This window comes from Kitasatospora sp. NPDC089509 (assembly GCF_044749365.1).
Classification (GTDB): Bacteria; Actinomycetota; Actinomycetes; order Streptomycetales; family Streptomycetaceae; genus Kitasatospora.
The window spans coordinates 189,736-206,440 of record NZ_JBIVHS010000015.1; the positions used below are offsets into that span (position 1 = coordinate 189,736).

A 16,705-nucleotide genomic window follows, 5' to 3' on the forward strand; every position below is an offset into this window, starting at 1 on the left:
CTCGGACCGGTGTGCGACGGCCGCCCGGTTCCCCGTGCCGGGGCTCCGGCCGATGCGATTCCGTGAAACGGTGTTCACCCCCGGTTCACCACCGCTTCCGTCCGTGCTCCCCGCCCGGCGGGACGCTCGTCACCCCCGGGTGTCGCACCCGGGGGTGACGCAGCGACGAGGGGGAGGCGCTCGCGATGAGACGCGCTCTGGGGGTGCTCGCGGCCCTGGCCCTGCTGGGCGGGGTGACGTACGCCCTGATCCCGGATCCGGGGCCGGACAAGACGGTCAAGGTCACCGGGCTGATCGGTTCGGAGAAGCGGGCCTTCTTCGAAGACCCCGAGGTGAGGAAGGAGTTGACGAAACAGGGCCTGGACGTGCACGTCGACTCCACCGGCTCCTGGACGATGAGCGAGCAGGCGAAGAGCCAGCGCGACCTGGACTTCGCGTTCCCGGCGAGCACCGCGCCGGCCCGTGAGATCCAGCGCAAGTGGGGACAGCAGGACTCACCGCTGGTGCCGTTCTACTCCCCGCTGGTGATCGTCACCCACGCGGACGTGGCGGACATCCTCGCGAAGAACAACCTGGCGGCGAGGGACGGGGGTTCGGGCGTCTGGACGTTCAAGATGGACACCTACGTCGACGACCTGACGGCGGCCAGGAAGTGGCAGGACCTGACGGGCGTCCAGGGCCACGGCGAGCTGGCCGGTCCGCTGTTCGTGACCACCACCGACCCGGAGAGCTCCTCCTCGGGCGCCCTGTACATCGCGCTGCTGTCGTACATCCTGAACAGCCACTCGGTGGTCTCGGACGATGCCGGCGTCGACCGGGCCCACACGGTGCTGTACCAGGCGACGGCACTGCAGGGCGGCCAGAAGAGCAGCAGTGACGAGCCGTTCCGGGACTTCCAGGCGGGCGTCGGCAATCCGCTGATCTTCGGCTACGAGTCCCAGGTCGCCGCGATGGCGCTGCAGGGCCAGCCGACCGGGGACATGGTGGTGATGTACCCGGACACCACCGCGTACTCCGACCACACCATCATCGCCCGCACCGACAACGGCCGGAAGCTGGCCGGGCTGCTGCAGAACGACGAGAAGCTGCGCGGCCTGGAGGTGCGGTACGGCTTCCGCCCGCAGGCCCGCGCCGACGCCTTCGCCGAGCAGGTGAAGAACGTCAAGCAGCCGGTCTTCGCCCAGGACCTGAACGCGGCGCAGGTGAAGCAGGCGACCGTGCCGTCCCTGGACAACCTGCTCAAACTGACCGCCGCGGCCAAGGGGACCCCGAAGTGAACCTCCGTACCAAGCACCGCGGTCGGGCCGCGTCCGCGGTCGCGGCCGTGTTGGCGGCGGTGCTCGCCGCGGCCACCGCCTGCACCTCCTCGTCCGGCCCGGCCCCGCACCCGAACCCGTCCGACCCGATCGCCGACACCCCGAAGCCGGGGGTGCTGCGGGTGCTGGCCGGCAGTGAGCTGCAGGACATCCAGCCGGTCCTGGACGAGGCCCGGAAGGCGACCGGGGTGACGGTGCAGCTCGCCTTCACCGGCACCCTGGACGGCGCGGACACCGTCTCCACCGGCCGCGCGGACGGCAAGTACGACGCGACCTGGTTCCCGTCCAACCAGTACCTGCGGCTCGATCCGGCCGGCCGGTCCAAGGTGCTGTCGGAGACCCCGGTGATGGTCTCCCCGGTGGCCGTCGGGGTGCGTTCCTCGGTCCTGGGCGACCTCGGCTGGGGCGACGGTTCGAAGGTCACCTGGGCGCAGATCGGCGACGCGGCCGCGGCCGGGAAGCTGTCCTACGGGATGTCCGACCCGACCCGCTCCAACTCCGGTTTCTCCGCGCTGGTCGCGGTGGCCTCGGCGTTCTCCGGTGCGGGGGCGGCGCTGACCGAGGCGGACGTGCGGAAGGCGGCGCCGCAGCTGAAGCAGTTCTTCACCGGCCAGAAGCTGACCTCCGGCTCCTCCGGCTGGCTGGCCCAGGCCTACGGCCGGGCGGAGCCGGGCAAGGTCGGCGCCCTGGTGAACTACGAGTCGGTGCTGCTGTCGCTGAACCGGACGCTGCCGGCGGAGCAGCGGCTGACCGTGGTGCGCCCGGTGGACGGCGTGGTCTCGGCGGACTACCCGCTGTCGCTGCTGTCCTCGGCGCAGCAGGGCGAGCGCGACTCCTTCCAGCGGCTGACCGGCTACCTGTTGAAGCCGGACGTGCAGAAACGCATCTCCGAGCTGACGCTGCGCCGTCCGGTGACGGCCGGCGCCTCCCCGGCCGCGGGGCTGCCGTCCGACCGCCGCCGGGAGCTGCCGTTCCCGGGCACCAAGGCGGTCGCGGACGGCCTGCTGGCCGCGTACCAGAACGAGCTGCGCCGGCCGTCCCGGACGGTGTACGTGCTGGACACCTCGGGCTCGATGGACGGGCCGCGGCTGGACTCGCTGAAGACGGCGCTGGGCCGGCTGACCGGCGCGGACGACACCCGCGGGGTGAGCCGGTTCCGGGACCGCGAGGAGGTGACGCTGATCTCCTTCGCCTCCCGGGTGAAGTGGACGAGGACGCACGTCGTGCCGGCCTCGGGGGCCACCCCGGGGCCGGAGGCGGAGCTGGCCTCGATCAACGGCGACGTCCAGTCGTTGAAGGCCGAGGGCGGCACCGCGCTGTACGACTCGCTGGAGCAGGCGTACCGGGTGGTCGAGGGCCAGCAGAAGGCGGCGGGGGACGACCGCTTCACCTCGATCGTGCTGATGACGGACGGGGAGAGCAACGAGGGCGCGACCGACGCGGACTTCAAGCGCTTCCACGACGGGCTGCCGGCCGCGGAGCAGTCGATCCCGGTGTTCCCGATCAAGTTCGGCGAGGCCGCGGTGGCCCAGTTGCAGGGGATCGCGGACCTCAGCGGCGGCAAGCTGTTCGACGGCGGCGGCTCGCTGGACGGGGTGTTCGAGGAGATCCGTGGTTACCAGTGACGGGTACGGCCGGCAGGTGGTCGACTACCTGGGGTCGGCCCGGAACCTGGTCGGCTGCGGGGGCGGCGCGATCGGGTTGGGGCTGCACTTCGCCGGGCTGGGCGGGGTCTGGTGGCCGGCGGTGGTGGCGGGGCTGTACGGCGTCGGCGCGCTGCTGACGCCCGGCCCGCCGCCACCGCCTCCCCCGCCGCCTCCGCCCCCGCCGCCGCCTCCACCGCCCCCGCCGTTCCCCGAACTGGAGGCGCTGGCCGCGTTCCTGGACACCGTTCCGCTGCCAGCCTCCGCCGGGGTGGACGTCCTGCTGGCGTCGCTGCGCGAGGCGGGGCCCGGTCCGGCGGCCGACCCGGTGGTCGGGCACGGCCTGCCGGTCGCGGTGGACGGCTATCTGCGGGCCCGCACCTGGCTGCCCTGGGCGGGCCCGGACGCACCGGACCCGGCGGGCGAGTTGGGCCGTGAGGTGAAGCTGCTGTCCGCCGGGCTGGACCGGGCGTCGAATCCGGCGTGACGGGATCGGGGGCGGGGTGGCCGGATTTCGGCCCTCCCGCCCCTTACCACCCCTTCCTCCCCCCATCCCGGTCACGAACGAGTCGCCAAGATCTCACCTGTTGGAAACGTCGGAGGACTATTCAGCGCCCCGGCCGCACGGCACACTTCTACGCGCGTCCTTCTACGCGCGTCACCGCAGCAGCGGACGCGCTACGGACCCCACACGTACACAAGTTGACGGCCCATCCGCCGTCGTTCCCCACTCGGGAGAGTCGTCCATGTCGCTGAACCGCCGTGACTTCGTCACCCGGTCCGCCGCCACCGCCGCAGGCGCCGCCCTGGCCGGCGGAGCCGTCGTCGCCGCCGCCCCCGCCGCCGCGGCCGCCGAGCCGGACACGGCGGCCGCCAAGGGCCACAAGCGCAAGCCCCACCGCCAGGCCTTCACCGTCATGGGCACCACCGACCTGCACGGCCGGGTCCTCAACTGGGACTACTTCACCGACGCCGAGTACGTCGACAAGGCGCACAACGCGGTCGGCCTCGCCAAGGTCTCCACCCTGGCCAACCAGGTCCGCGAGGAGAAGGGCTGGGACCGCTGCCTGCTCATCGACTCCGGTGACATCATCCAGGGCACCCAGCTGACCTACTACTACGCCCGGATCGAGCCGATCGCCACCGACGGCGACAACGTGCCGGACCACCCGATGGCCGTCGCCATGAACCTCATGGGCTACGACGCGGCCGCGCTCGGCAACCACGAGTTCAACTACGGCATCCCGACCGTGAAGGCCTTCGAGGACCAGCTGGAGTTCCCGCTGCTCGGCGCCAACGCGCTGCACGCGAAGAACGAGAAGCCGGCCTTCAAGCCGTACGTGATCAAGGAGGTGTGGCTGGACGAGGACACCCCGATCAAGGTCGGCATCCTCGGCCTCACCAACCCCGGCATCGCGATCTGGGACAAGGCCAACGTGGCCGGCCAGATGATCTTCCCGGGCATCGTGGAGACCGCCGCCAAGTACGTGCCCCGGATGAAGGCGGCCGGTGCGGACGTCATCGTGGTCTCCGCCCACTCCGGCATCGACGAGGCCACCACCTACGGCGACCAGCTGCCCTGGCCCGAGGACGCCTCCGGCGAGATGGCCGCGACCGTCCCGGACATCGACGCGGTGCTGGTGGGCCACACCCACAAGGAGGTCGCCCAGCGCCTGATCGTCAACAAGAAGACCGGCAAGACCGTGGTGCTCTCCGAGCCGCTGTGCTGGGGCCAGCGGCTGAGCTGCTTCGACTTCGAGGTCGAGTTCACCGACGGCCGCTGGACGGTCGCCTCGGTCTCCTCCCGGGTGCTGAACTCCAACACCGTGCCGGAGAACCCGGAGATCAGCGACGCCATCCTCGGCCAGCACAAGAAGGTCGTCGAGTACGTCAACCAGAACATCGGCAACAGCAAGATCGAGCTGTCCATCGCCGACGCCCGGTTCAAGGCCACCCCGATCATCGACCTGATCGGCAAGGTCCAGGCCGACGCCGTCAAGGCCGCGCTGGCGGGCGGGCAGTACGCCAACCTCCCGGTCCTGGCCCAGGCCGCCCCGTTCAACCGCACCGCGCTGATCCCGTCCGGCCAGGTCAAGCTGCGCGACGCGGCCGGCCTGTACATCTACGAGAACACCCTGGAGGCCCGCCTCCTGACGGGTGCCCAGCTCAAGGACTACCTGGAGTTCTCGGCCAAGTACTACAACCAGCTCGCGGTCGGCGCCGCGGTCAACAAGGACACCCTGACCAACGCCGAGGACACCCCGGACTACAACTACGACTCGGTCTACGGCCTGAGCTACGACATCGACATCTCGCAGCCCAAGGGCAGCCGGATCGTCAACCTCAGCTTCCAGGGCAAGCCGATCGACCCGAACGCCCAGTTCGTCCTCGCGGTCAACAACTACCGCGCCAACGGCGGCGGCAACTTCCCGCACGTCGCCTCCGCCAAGTCGGTCTGGGCGAACTCGGACGAGATCCGCAACACCATGATCGCCTGGGTCAAGGCCAAGGGCGTCATCGACCCCGCCGACTTCTTCACCAACTCCTGGCGCCTGGTCCGCGCCGGCCAGCCGGTGTTCTAAGCCCTCGGGTACCGCTCGGCCCCCGCACCGCTTCAGGCGGTGCGGGGGCCCTTGCCGTTCTCCCCGCCTGATCCGCTCGTGCCGCGAGACGATCGGACATCCGGCGAAGACTTGAGGATATTCATCCGCTCTTCCGATCTCCCTACTGTTGAGCCCATCGAGAACGGCCCCACGGGGGGCCGGTGTTGGACCGGGTGAGGGAGAGAGCGATGCGCGCGATCGTGCAGCAGGAGTTCGGCGGCCCCGAGGTGCTGCGGGTGGCCGAGGTGGAGCGGCCGGAGCCGCTGAGCGGCGAGGTGCTGGTGCGGGTGAAGGCCGCCGGGGTGAACCCGGTGGACGTGGGGGTGCGGGCGGGGGCCTACCCGCTGCTGGGCGAGCCGCCGTTCACCATCGGCTGGGACGTCTCCGGGGTGGTCGAGGCGACCGGCCCCGGGGCCCGCTACCGGGTCGGCGACGAGGTGTACGGGATGCCGTTCTTCCCCCGCGCGGCCGGCGCCTACGCCGAGTACGTGGCGGCGCCGTCCCGCCAACTGGCCCGCAAGCCCGCCACCTTGGACCACACCGAGGCCGCCGCCCTGCCGCTGGCCGCGCTCACCGCCTGGCAGGGCCTGGTGGACCTGGCGGAGGTCGGCGAGGGCGACCGGGTGCTGGTCCACCGCGCGGCCGGGGGCGTCGGCCACCTCGCCGTGCAGATCGCCAAGGCCCGTGGCGCGTACGTGATCGCGCTGGCGAGCGCACCCAAGCACGCGTTCCTGAAGGAGCTCGGCGCCGACGAGGTGATCGACTACCGGACCACCGACTACACCGAGGCGGCCAAGGACCTCGACGTCGTCTTCGACTCCTCCTCCGAGGGCACCAACGCCCTCAAGGTGCTCAAGCCCGGCGGCACCCTGGTCAGCATCATGGAGCACGGGAACCGGGAGCTGGCCGCCGCGATCGAGGCCGCCGGCCGCCGCTTCGCGGGCGTCTCCGTCGAGCCGGACTACGCCTCGCTGGAGGCGATCGCCGCCCTCGTCGACGAGGGCCGGATCCGCCCGCACGTCGCCGCGGCCTTCCCGCTCGCCGAGGCCGGCCGGGCGCACGAGCTGGTCGGCTCCGGTACCGTCCAGGGCAAGGTCGTGCTGACGGTCGAGTGAGCAGGGGGCGGACGATGGACATCCTGACCGAGGCGCTGGCCTCGATGCGCACGGCCCACCCGGCGTCCGTGCGCACCGACGGCCGGGCGCCCTGGGCACTGCGCCTGCCCCCGGTGGCCGGAGCCGGCTTCCACGTGGTGCTGTACGGCACCTGCTGGCTGATCCCGGTGGGCGACAGCGCCGGCGGGCCGATCCCGCTCTGCCCGGGGGACGTGGTGTTCCTGCGGGACGGCCGCGGCCACGTGCTGGCCGACCACCCGGACACCGTGCCGGTGGAGGCCGAGGACTGCCGGATCGAGGGCGGTTCCCCGATCGGCACCCTCACCCTGGGTGGCGACGGCGCCCCGACCAGCCTGCTGTGCGGCAGCTACCACCTGGACCAGGGCCGTCCGCACCCGGTGGTGCGCCAACTGCCGGCCCTGATCCACCTGCCGACCCGGCACGGCCGCCATCCCGAACTGGCCTCCGCTGTCCAGCTGTTGGGCGCCGAGCTGGAGAACCCGCGGATCGGCTCGACCGGGATCGTCCCGGCACTGGTCGACTCGCTGCTGCTGTACATCCTGCGAGCCTGGTTCGAGGACCAGCCCGCGGCGGGCGCGGCCGGCTGGGCGGCCGCGCTGCGGGACACCGCGGTCGCGCCCGCGCTGACCGCGATCCACCGGGCCCCGGCCACGCCGTGGACGGTGGAGTCGCTGGCGGAGCGGGCGGGCCTGTCCCGGGCCGCCTTCGCCCGCCGCTTCACCTCGATGGTGGGCGAGCCGCCGATGGCGTACCTGACCCGCTGGCGGATGACCACCGCCGCCCGGCTGCTGCGCGAGTCGGAGGCGCCGCTGACGTCGGTGGCCGCGCAGACCGGCTACGGCTCGGAGTACGCGTTCGCGAAGGCGTTCAAGCGGGAGTTCGGGCAGGCCCCCGGCGGCTACCGCCGGGAGGCCCGCGCCGCGTGACGCAGCAGGCCCTGAATGGGGCCCAGAACGGGAACGGCTAGAACGGGAACGGCGCCCGCCCGTGCTGCACCGAGATCCACTTCACCGTGGTGAAGGCGTCCACCGTGGACTCCCCGTTGAGCCGTCCGACCCCGGAGTTCTTCTCGCCGCCGAACGGCACCCCGGGCTCGTCCGCGATGGTCCCGCCGTTGACGTGGATCATGCCGGTCTCGATCCGCTGGGCGACCCGCACCCCGCGCTCCAGGTCCGCGGTGTGCACCGCGCCGCTGAGCCCGAACGGCGAGGCGTTGGCCAGTCGGACGGCCTCCTCCTCGCCGTCGAAGGGCACCAACAGGGCGACCGGGCCGAAGAGTTCGCGCTGCAGGATGGGCGCGTCCTCGGCCAGGTCGGTGAGCACGGACGGCGCCATCAGGCTGCCCGTGGTGGTGCCGCGCAGCAGGGCGGTGGCGCCGCCGGCGATCGCCTGGTCGACCTGGGCGTTGATGGCGTCGGCCTGGACGGAGTTGATCAGCGGGCCGACGTGGGTGGCCGGGTCCCTGGGGTCGCCGACGGTCAGCGAGGAGACCTTGGCGACGAACTTCGCGGAGAACTCGGCGAGCACGGCGCGGTCGACCAGGATCCGGTTGGCCGCCATGCAGACCTGGCCCTGGTGGACGAAGCGGCTGAACACCGCCGCGTCCACGGCGTAGTCGACGTCGGCGTCGTCGAGCACGATCAGCGCGCTGTTGCCGCCGAGCTCCAGCACGGACCGCTTGAAGTGCGCGGCGGCGACGGTGCCGACGTGTCGGCCGACCTGGTCGGAGCCGGTGAAGGAGATCACCTTGGGCACCGGGTGCTCCAGGAAGCTGTCGCCGATCTCGGCGATGTCGGTGATCACGACGTTCAGCAGGCCGGGCGGCAGGCCGGCGTCCTCGAAGAGCTTGGCGATCAGGCTGCCGCCGACGATCGGGGTCTCCTGGTGCGGCTTGAGCACCACGCCGTTGCCGAGCGCGAGCGCCGGGGCCACCGCCTTCAGGGCCAGGAACAGCGGGAAGTTGAACGGGCTGATCACGCCGACCACGCCGACCGGCACCCGGTACAGGCGGTTCTCCTTGCCCGGCGCGGTGGAGGGCAGCAGCCGCCCCTCGGAGGCGACCGACAGGTGCAGGCACTCCCGCAACATGTCCTTGACCAGGCCCAGTTCGAAGCCCGCCTTGAGCGCGGTGCCGCCCAGCTCGACCATGATCGCCTCGACGATCTCGCCCTCGCGCTCCTCGACCAGCCGCAGCGCGCGCTCGAAGACCAGCCGGCGCCGGTACGGGTTGGTCACGGCCCAGGAGCGCTGGGCGCGCTCGGCGGCGCGGTAGGCCCGGTCGACCTCCGCGACGGTGGCCACCGTGATGGTGGCCAGTTTGTCACCGGTGTAGGGGTCGACGTCGACGATGTCCCAGGAGCCGCCGCCGCCGCACCATTCGCCGTCGATGTACTGCAGCGCCAACTCGGAGAAGTACGACATCTGATCCCTCTCGTGCCCGACCTGATGGGACCTCATCGTACTGATGTGTCAAAGCTCTTGGCGTACGGAGTGCAGAAGACCGCGGGTCTCTTCCGGGCCGAGGCTCTCGGCGGCCAGGCCGTCCATCGCCTGCCGGTACGAGGCGACCTCGGCCGGCTTGTCCACGTACAGCGCGGTGGTGAACTGCTCCAGGTAGACCACGTCGGCGAGTTCGGCCTCGGAGAAGCCCAGCACGCTGAATGCGCCGCTCTCGGCGCTCAGCGCGGCGCCGCCCAGCGGCCGCACCTGCAGCCGCACATTGGGCAGTTCGGAGAGTTCGAGCAGCGTGTCCAGCTGGCCGCGCATCAGCCCGGGCCCGCCCCAGGGGCGGCGCAGCGCGGCCTCGTCGAGGACGGCGAGCAGGTGGGGCGGGTGGTCGGCGGTGAGCAGGTCCTGGCGCTTGCGGCGCACCTCGACCCGGCGCTCGATCTCCTCCTCCTGCTCGCAGTGGCCGCCGGCGGCGATCACCGCGCGGGCGTAGTCGGCGGTCTGCAGCAGCCCGTGGACGAACTGGACCTCGTAGCTGCGGATCTCGGCGGCGGCCTCCTCCAGTCCGAGGTAGTTCTGGAACCAGGGCGGCAGCACGTCGCCGTAGTCGTGCCACCAGGAGGTGGCGTTGGCCTCCCGGACCAGCCCGAGCACATTGGCCCGCTCGTACTCGGCGTCCACGCCGTACAGGGTCAGCAGGTCGGCGACGTCGCGCTCCTTGAAGCCGACCCGGCCGAGTTCCATCCGGCTGATCTTGGACTCGGAGGCGCGGATCGAGTACCCGGCCTCCTCCCGGCTGACGCCTCTGGCCTCGCGGAGCTTGCGCAGCTGGCTGCCGAGCAGCAGACGCCGTACGGTGGCGCCCCCGCCTGCCTGAGTCGTGCCCATCGAAGTCACCCTCCGCACTCGCGCAGCCCCCCGGCCGTCGGCGGCAGTCTTTCACCTGGCACCGACGAACAACAGCCCGTGCCGGTGGGCATTCCGTCCGTCCGGCGAAGCCTGGGAGAACGCTGGGAGTGGGCTCCCGGTGCACGGACGGAACCGCTGCTGGGGGCGCCGGTAAGAGCCTGGTGAGAGCGCCCGTGACAGGGACGCGGAAGGCGGCCGGGACGGCGGGTGAGAACCGCCTGGGAACCCCGTCGGGACCGCTGCCGGGACCGCTGCCGGGAACCCCGTCGGGACTGCCACCGACATCGCCGCCGACACCGCCGTCGAAAGGCCCCGGGGAACGCGACGGCGCCCGCCCTCCAACTGGTCGGGGAAGAGGGCAGGCGCCAGGAGACCGCGTTGGCCCGGCGACGCTGGCGGGGGCAGCGGGTTGAGCTCCCGGCGATGCGGCGCCGGGGGTTCGGGGTGGGCCGGTCGGGGACCGTCCGGGGCCGTCAGACCACCAGTGGGCGGTCCGTGGGCCGGATCGGGGCGGGAAGCGGGGTCTTGCCGCCCAGGTACTTGTCCACCGCGGCGGCGGCCGAACGGCCTTCCGCGATGGCCCAGACGATCAGCGACTGGCCTCGGCCGGCGTCTCCGCAGACGTACACGCCATCGACATTGGTGGCGAACCGGCCGTCGCGGCCAATGTTACCGCGCGCGTCGAGGTCCACTCCCAGCTGCTCGACCAGCCCGTTGCGCACGTCCGTCCCGGTGAAGCCCATGGCCAGGGTGACCAGCTGGGCCGGCAGGGTCCGCTCGGTGCCGGGGACGGGCTCGAACCGGCCGTCCTTGAATTCGACCTCGACCAGGTGGAGTTCCTGGACGTTGCCGTCCTCGTCGCCGGTGAAGTGGGTGGTGTTCACGGAGTAGATCCGCTCGCCGCCCTCCTCGTGCGCGGAGGTGACCTTGTAGGTCATCGGCATGGTGGGCCAGGGCTGGTTGCCGGGCCGCTCCTCGCCGGGTCGCGGCATGATCTCCAGCTGGGTGACGGACAGGGCGCCCTGGCGGTGGGCGGTGCCGACGCAGTCCGCGCCGGTGTCGCCGCCGCCGATCACCACCACGTGCTTGCCCCGGGCGCTGATCGGGGAGTCGACCAGGTCACCCTCCTGCACCTTGTTGGCCAGCGGCAGGTACTCCATGGCCTGGTGGACGCCCTTGAGCTCGCGCCCGGGCACCGGCAGGTCGCGGGCCGTGGTGGCGCCGGCCGCGACGACGACGGCGTCGAAGCGCGACCGCAGGTCCTGGCCGGTGAGGTCCTCGCCGACGTGCACGCCGGTGCGGAACCGGGTGCCCTCCGCCCGCATCTGCTCGATCCGGCGGTTGATGTGGCGCTTCTCCATCTTGAACTCGGGGATGCCGTAGCGCAGCAGTCCGCCGATCCGGTCGGCGCGCTCGTACACCACCACGGTGTGCCCGGCCCGGGTGAGCTGCTGGGCGGCGGCCAGGCCGGCCGGGCCGGAGCCGACCACGGCGACGGTCTTGCCGGAGAGCCGCTCCGGGACCTGCGGGGTGACCCCGCCGCGGTCCCAGGCCTTGTCGATGATGGTGACCTCGACGTTCTTGATGGTCACCGCGTCCTGGTTGATGCCGAGCACGCAGGCCGACTCGCAGGGAGCGGGGCACAGCCGCCCGGTGAACTCCGGGAAGTTGTTGGTGGCGTGCAGCCGCTCGATGGCGCCGGTGAAGTCCTCGCGGTAGGCGAGGTCGTTCCACTCGGGGATGAGGTTCCCGAGCGGGCAGCCGTTGTGGCAGAACGGGATGCCGCAGTCCATGCAGCGGCCGGCCTGCTGGGTGATGATCGGCAGCAGGCTGCGCTCGACGTAGACCTCGTTCCAGTCCTTGATCCGGACGTCGACCGGTCGGCGCTCCGCCAGCTGCTTGGGCGTGGTCAGGAAGCCCTTGGGGTCAGCCATTAGCCGCCTCCATCATCTTGCGAGTGGTCTCGGCCTCGGAGAGGCCATCGCGCTCAGCGGCGTCCTTGGCGGCGAGCACTGCCTTGTAGTCGGTCGGCATGATCTTGGAGAAGCGGGAGACCCCGCTGCCCCAGTCGGCGAGGAGTTCGGCGGCGACGGTGGAGCCGGTCTCCTCGTAGTGCTGCTGCACGGTGTCGCGCAGCCAGTCGCGGTCGGCGGCGCTGGGGGCCTCGATGCCCACCATGCCGTCGTTGACGTTGGCGGGGCGCAGGTCCAGGACGTACCCGATGCCGCCGGACATGCCGGCCGCGAGGTTGCGTCCGGTCTCGCCGAGGACGACGACCCGGCCGCCGGTCATGTACTCCAGGGCGTGGTCGCCGACGCCCTCGACGACCAGGGTGGCGCCGGAGTTGCGGACGGCGAAGCGCTCACCGGCCTTGCCGCGCAGGTGGATCCGGCCCGAGGTGGCGCCGTAGCCGATGGTGTTGCCGGCGATCACGTGGTTCTGGGCGTCGTTGCCGATCGCCGCCGCCTCGCGGGCCGGGCGGACCACGAGCACGCCGCCGGAGAGCCCCTTGCCGACGTAGTCGTTGGCGTCGCCCTCCAGCCGCAGGGTGACGCCCTTGGGCACGAAGGCGCCGAAGGACTGGCCGGCCGAGCCGGTGAAGGTGACGTCGATGGTCCCCTCGGGCAGGCCCTCGCCGCGGTACCGCTTGGTCACCCGGTGGCCGAGCATGGTGCCGACGGTGCGGTTGACGTTGCGGATCGGCAGCTGGATGCGCACCGACTCGCCGCGCTCCAGGGCGTCCTCGGCCAGCGCGATCAGCTGGTTGTCCAGGGCCTTGTCCAGCGCGTGGTCCTGCTCGGTGGTGCGGTACCGGGCGGCGCCCTCGGGCAGTTCGGGCACGTGGAACAGCGGGGCCAGGTCGAGCCCGACGGCCTTCCAGTGGTCGATCGCGGCCCGGGCGTCGATGTGCTCGGCGCGGCCGACGGCCTCCTCGATCGAGCGGAAGCCCAGCGAGGCCAGGATCTCCCGGACCTCCTCGGCGATGAACTCGAAGAAGTTGACCACGAATTCGGGCTTGCCGGAGAAGCGCTCGCGCAGCACCGGGTTCTGGGTGGCGACGCCGACCGGGCAGGTGTCCAGGTGGCAGACCCGCATCATGATGCAGCCGGAGACCACCAGCGGGGCCGTCGCGAAGCCGAACTCCTCGGCGCCGAGCAGCGCGGCGATCACCACGTCGCGGCCGGTCTTCAGCTGGCCGTCGGTCTGCACCACGATGCGGTCGCGCAGCCCGTTGAGCAGCAGGGTCTGCTGGGTCTCGGCGAGCCCCAGCTCCCAGGGTCCGCCGGCGTGCTTGAGCGAGGTGAGCGGCGAGGCACCGGTGCCGCCGTCGTGCCCCGACACCAGCACCACGTCGGCGTGCGCCTTGGAGACGCCCGCGGCGACCGTCCCCACGCCCACCTCGGAGACCAGCTTCACGTGGATGCGGGCGGCCGGGTTGGCGTTCTTGAGGTCGTGGATGAGCTGGGCGAGGTCCTCGATCGAGTAGATGTCGTGGTGCGGCGGCGGCGAGATCAGGCCGACGCCCGGGGTGGAGTGCCGGGTCCGGGCGACCCACGGGTACACCTTGTGGCCGGGCAGCTGGCCGCCCTCGCCGGGCTTGGCGCCCTGGGCCATCTTGATCTGGATGTCGTCGGCGTTGACCAGGTACTCGGAGGTGACGCCGAACCGGCCGGAGGCGACCTGCTTGATCGCCGAGCGCCGCTCGGGGTCGTACAGCCGCTCCGGGTCCTCGCCGCCCTCACCGGTGTTGGACTTGCCGCCGAGGCGGTTCATCGCGATGGCCAGGGTCTCGTGCGCCTCCATCGAGATGGAGCCGTACGACATGGCGCCGGTCGAGAAGCGCTTGACGATCTCGGAGACCGGCTCGACCTCCTCGACCGGGATCGGCTCCCGGTCGAGGCCGTCCAGCTGGAACAGGCCGCGCAGCGTCATCAGCCGCTCGGACTGCTCGTTCACCCGGTCGGTGTACTGCTTGAAGATGTCGTACCGGCGGTTGCGGGTGGAGTGCTGCAGCCGGAAGACGGTGTCCGGGTCGAACAGGTGCGGCTCGCCCTCGCGGCGCCACTGGTACTCGCCGCCGATCTCCAGCGCGCGGTGCGCGGCCGGGATGCCGGAGGCCGGGTAGGCCTTGGCGTGCCGGGCGGCGGTCTCCTTGGCGACCTCCGCCAGCCCGATCCCGCCGAGCTTGGTGGTGGTCCCGGCGAAGTAGGCGTCGACCAGGTCCTGGGAGAGCCCGATCGCCTCGAAGACCTGGGCGCCGCGGTAGGAGGCGACGGTCGAGATGCCCATCTTGGACATCACCTTGAGCACGCCCTTGCCGAGCGCCTTGATCAGGTTCTTGATCGCCTTCTCGGCCTCGACGCCCTGGATGAACACCCCCTGGGCGACCAGGTCCTCGACCGACTCCATCGCCAGGTACGGGTTGACGGCGCCGGCGCCGTAGCCGATCAGCAGCGCGACGTGGTGCACCTCGCGCACGTCGCCGGCCTCGACCAGCAGCGACACCTGGGTGCGCTGCTTGGTGCGGATCAGGTGGTGGTGGATGGCCGAGGTGAGCAGCAGCGAGGGGATCGGCGCGTGCTCGGCGTCGGAGTGCCGGTCGGACAGCACGATGATCCGGGCGCCGTCGGCGATCGCCGCGTCGGCCTCGGCGGCGACCGCCGCCAGCCGCGCGGCCAGTCCCTCGCCGCCGGCGGCGACCTTGTAGAGGCCGGACAGCGTGACGGCCTTCAGCCCGGGCTGGTCGCCGTCGGCGTTGACGTGGACCAGCTTGGCCAGCTCGTCGTTGTCGATCACCGGGAAGGTGATCCCGACCGAGCGGCAGGAGGCGGACTCGGCGGCCAGCAGGTTGCCCTCGGGGCCGAGGTTGGACAGCAGCGAGGTGACGAGCTCCTCGCGGATGGCGTCCAGCGGCGGGTTGGTGACCTGCGCGAAGAGCTGCACGAAGTAGTCGAACAGCAGCCGCGGCTTCTCGCTCAGCGCCGCGATCGGCGAGTCGGTGCCCATCGAGCCGAGCGCCTCGGCGCCGGTCTTGGCCATCGGCGCGAGGATGACCCGCAGCTCCTCCTCGGTGTAGCCGAAGGTCTGCTGGCGGCGGGTGACGGAGGCGTGGGTGTGGGCGATGTGCTCGCGCTCGGGCAGCTTGGCGAGCTGGATCTGCCCGGCGCCGACCCACTCCCCGTACGGGTGCTCGGCGGCCAGGGCGGACTTGATCTCCTCGTCGGCGACGATCCGGCCCTCGACGGTGTCGACCAGGAACATCCGGCCGGGCTGCAGCCGGCCCTTGCGGACGACCTTCTCCTGCTCGATGTCGAGCACGCCGACCTCGGAGGAGAGCACGACCAGGCCGTCCTCGGTGACCCAGTAGCGGGCCGGGCGCAGGCCGTTGCGGTCGAGCACGGCGCCGATCTGGGTGCCGTCGGTGAAGGTGACGCAGGCCGGGCCGTCCCAGGGCTCCATCAGGTTGGAGTGGTACTGGTAGAACGCCCGGCGGGCCGGGTCCATGGTGGCGTGGTTCTCCCAGGCCTCCGGGATCATCATCAGCACCGAGTGCGGCAGCGAGCGGCCGCCGAGGTGGAGCAGCTCCAGGACCTCGTCGAACGACGCCGAGTCGGAGTGGTCCGGCGTGCAGATCGGGAAGATCCGCTCCAGACCCTGCCCGTTCCGGTTGGCGGGGATCAGGTCCGTCGCGAGCTGGGACTCCCGGGCCCGCATCCAGTTGCGGTTGCCCTTGACCGTGTTGATCTCGCCGTTGTGGGCGACGAAGCGGTACGGGTGGGCGAGCGGCCAGCTCGGGAAGGTGTTGGTGGAGAACCGCGAGTGCACCAGGCCGATCGCGGACGCGTAGCTGCGGTCCGACAGGTCGGGGAAGAAGGGCTCCAGCTGGCCGGTGGTCAGCATGCCCTTGTAGACGATGGTGCGGGCGGACAGCGACGGGAAGTAGACCCCGACCTCGCGCTCGGCCCGCTTGCGGACGACGAAGCCGATCCGGTCCAGTTCGATCCCGGCCTTCGCCCCGTCCGTCAGGAAGAGCTGGCGGAAGCGCGGCATCACGCTGCGGGCGGTGGCGCCCAGCAGGTCCGGGGTGACCGGGACGTCGCGCCAGCCGAGGACGGTCAGGCCCTCCTCGGCGGCGATCGTCTCGATCCGCTCGACGGCGGCCGCGGCGGCGGCGTCCTCGTCGGGCAGGAAGGCGATGCCCACCGCGTAGCGGCCGGCCGCCGGGAGCTCGAAGTCGACCTTCCCGCGCAGGAAGGCGTCCGGGACCTGGGTGAGGATGCCCGCGCCGTCACCGGAGTCCGGCTCGGCGCCGGTGGCGCCGCGGTGCTCCAGGTTGCGCAGGACGTTCAGCGCCTGCCCGACGATCGTGTGGTCGGCGACGCCGGTCAGCGTGGCGACGAAACCGACGCCGCAGGCATCGTGCTCGTTCCGCGGGTCGTACAGGCCCTGAGCAGCAGGTCGCGCATCCGGCACGAGCGTGTACGGCTGGCGGGCGGCGCCGGCCTGGGGCTCGTTGGCGGAGTGCATGGATGCAGACAGCATCGGCTCTCCCGTCGTCGTCTTTCGGCAAGTTGGTGCAAGTAGGGACGACGCTGGCCCTGATGCGGGTGGTGCGGTGCAAGTTCCATGATGCCCAGGATCCCGAGAAG

General features: G+C 71.7%; 10 protein-coding genes. 6 read left to right on the forward strand and 4 right to left on the reverse strand.

Annotated features, from left to right (window positions below):
• Positions 1–185: 185 nt before the first annotated feature.
• From ACIP4P_RS28320 to ACIP4P_RS28345, 6 genes are all read left to right on the forward strand, one after another.
• Positions 186–1,277 carry a substrate-binding domain-containing protein gene (locus ACIP4P_RS28320; protein ID WP_400923131.1) on the forward strand — a complete coding sequence of 364 codons (1,092 nt, stop codon included), beginning with the start codon at positions 186–188 and terminating at the stop codon, positions 1,275–1,277.
• The gene (locus tag ACIP4P_RS28325; protein ID WP_400923133.1) at positions 1,274–2,941 is read left to right on the forward strand and encodes a VWA domain-containing protein; all 1,668 of its coding nucleotides are present in this window, start codon (positions 1,274–1,276) and stop codon (positions 2,939–2,941) included. Before ACIP4P_RS28320 ends, ACIP4P_RS28325 begins: the two co-directional genes overlap by 4 nt.
• Positions 2,928–3,446, forward strand: a complete 519-nt coding sequence (locus ACIP4P_RS28330) for a hypothetical protein (protein ID WP_400923135.1) — start codon at positions 2,928–2,930, stop codon at positions 3,444–3,446. The genes ACIP4P_RS28325 and ACIP4P_RS28330 overlap by 14 nt, the downstream gene beginning before the upstream one ends.
• Before the next feature lie 259 nt (positions 3,447–3,705).
• Positions 3,706–5,541, forward strand: coding sequence for a bifunctional metallophosphatase/5'-nucleotidase (locus ACIP4P_RS28335; protein WP_400923137.1), 1,836 nt, complete (start codon positions 3,706–3,708; stop codon positions 5,539–5,541).
• 209 nt (positions 5,542–5,750) lie between these two features.
• A complete protein-coding gene (locus ACIP4P_RS28340) occupies positions 5,751–6,677 on the forward strand; it encodes an NADP-dependent oxidoreductase (RefSeq protein ID WP_400923139.1) in 927 nt (308 codons plus the stop codon).
• 14 nt (positions 6,678–6,691) lie between these two features.
• Positions 6,692–7,624 (forward strand): AraC family transcriptional regulator, encoded by a 933-nt coding sequence (locus tag ACIP4P_RS28345; RefSeq protein ID WP_400923141.1) that lies wholly within the window; start codon positions 6,692–6,694, stop codon positions 7,622–7,624.
• Between the two features lie 37 nt (positions 7,625–7,661).
• Here ACIP4P_RS28345 and ACIP4P_RS28350 read toward each other — a convergent pair whose 3' ends face one another.
• From ACIP4P_RS28350 to gltB, 4 genes are all read right to left on the reverse strand, one after another.
• Entirely contained in the window at positions 7,662–9,119 is a 1,458-nt protein-coding gene (locus ACIP4P_RS28350) for an aldehyde dehydrogenase family protein (protein WP_400923143.1), read from the reverse strand.
• Positions 9,120–9,167: 48 nt separating this feature from the next.
• Positions 9,168–10,034, reverse strand: a complete 867-nt coding sequence (locus ACIP4P_RS28355) for a helix-turn-helix domain-containing protein (protein ID WP_400923144.1) — start codon at positions 10,032–10,034, stop codon at positions 9,168–9,170.
• Positions 10,035–10,528: 494 nt separating this feature from the next.
• Positions 10,529–11,989, reverse strand: coding sequence for a glutamate synthase subunit beta (locus ACIP4P_RS28360; RefSeq protein ID WP_400923146.1), 1,461 nt, complete (start codon positions 11,987–11,989; stop codon positions 10,529–10,531).
• The gene (gene gltB / locus ACIP4P_RS28365) at positions 11,982–16,583 is read right to left on the reverse strand and encodes a glutamate synthase large subunit (RefSeq protein ID WP_400923182.1); all 4,602 of its coding nucleotides are present in this window, start codon (positions 16,581–16,583) and stop codon (positions 11,982–11,984) included. The genes ACIP4P_RS28360 and gltB overlap by 8 nt, the downstream gene beginning before the upstream one ends.
• Positions 16,584–16,705: the final 122 nt, after the last annotated feature.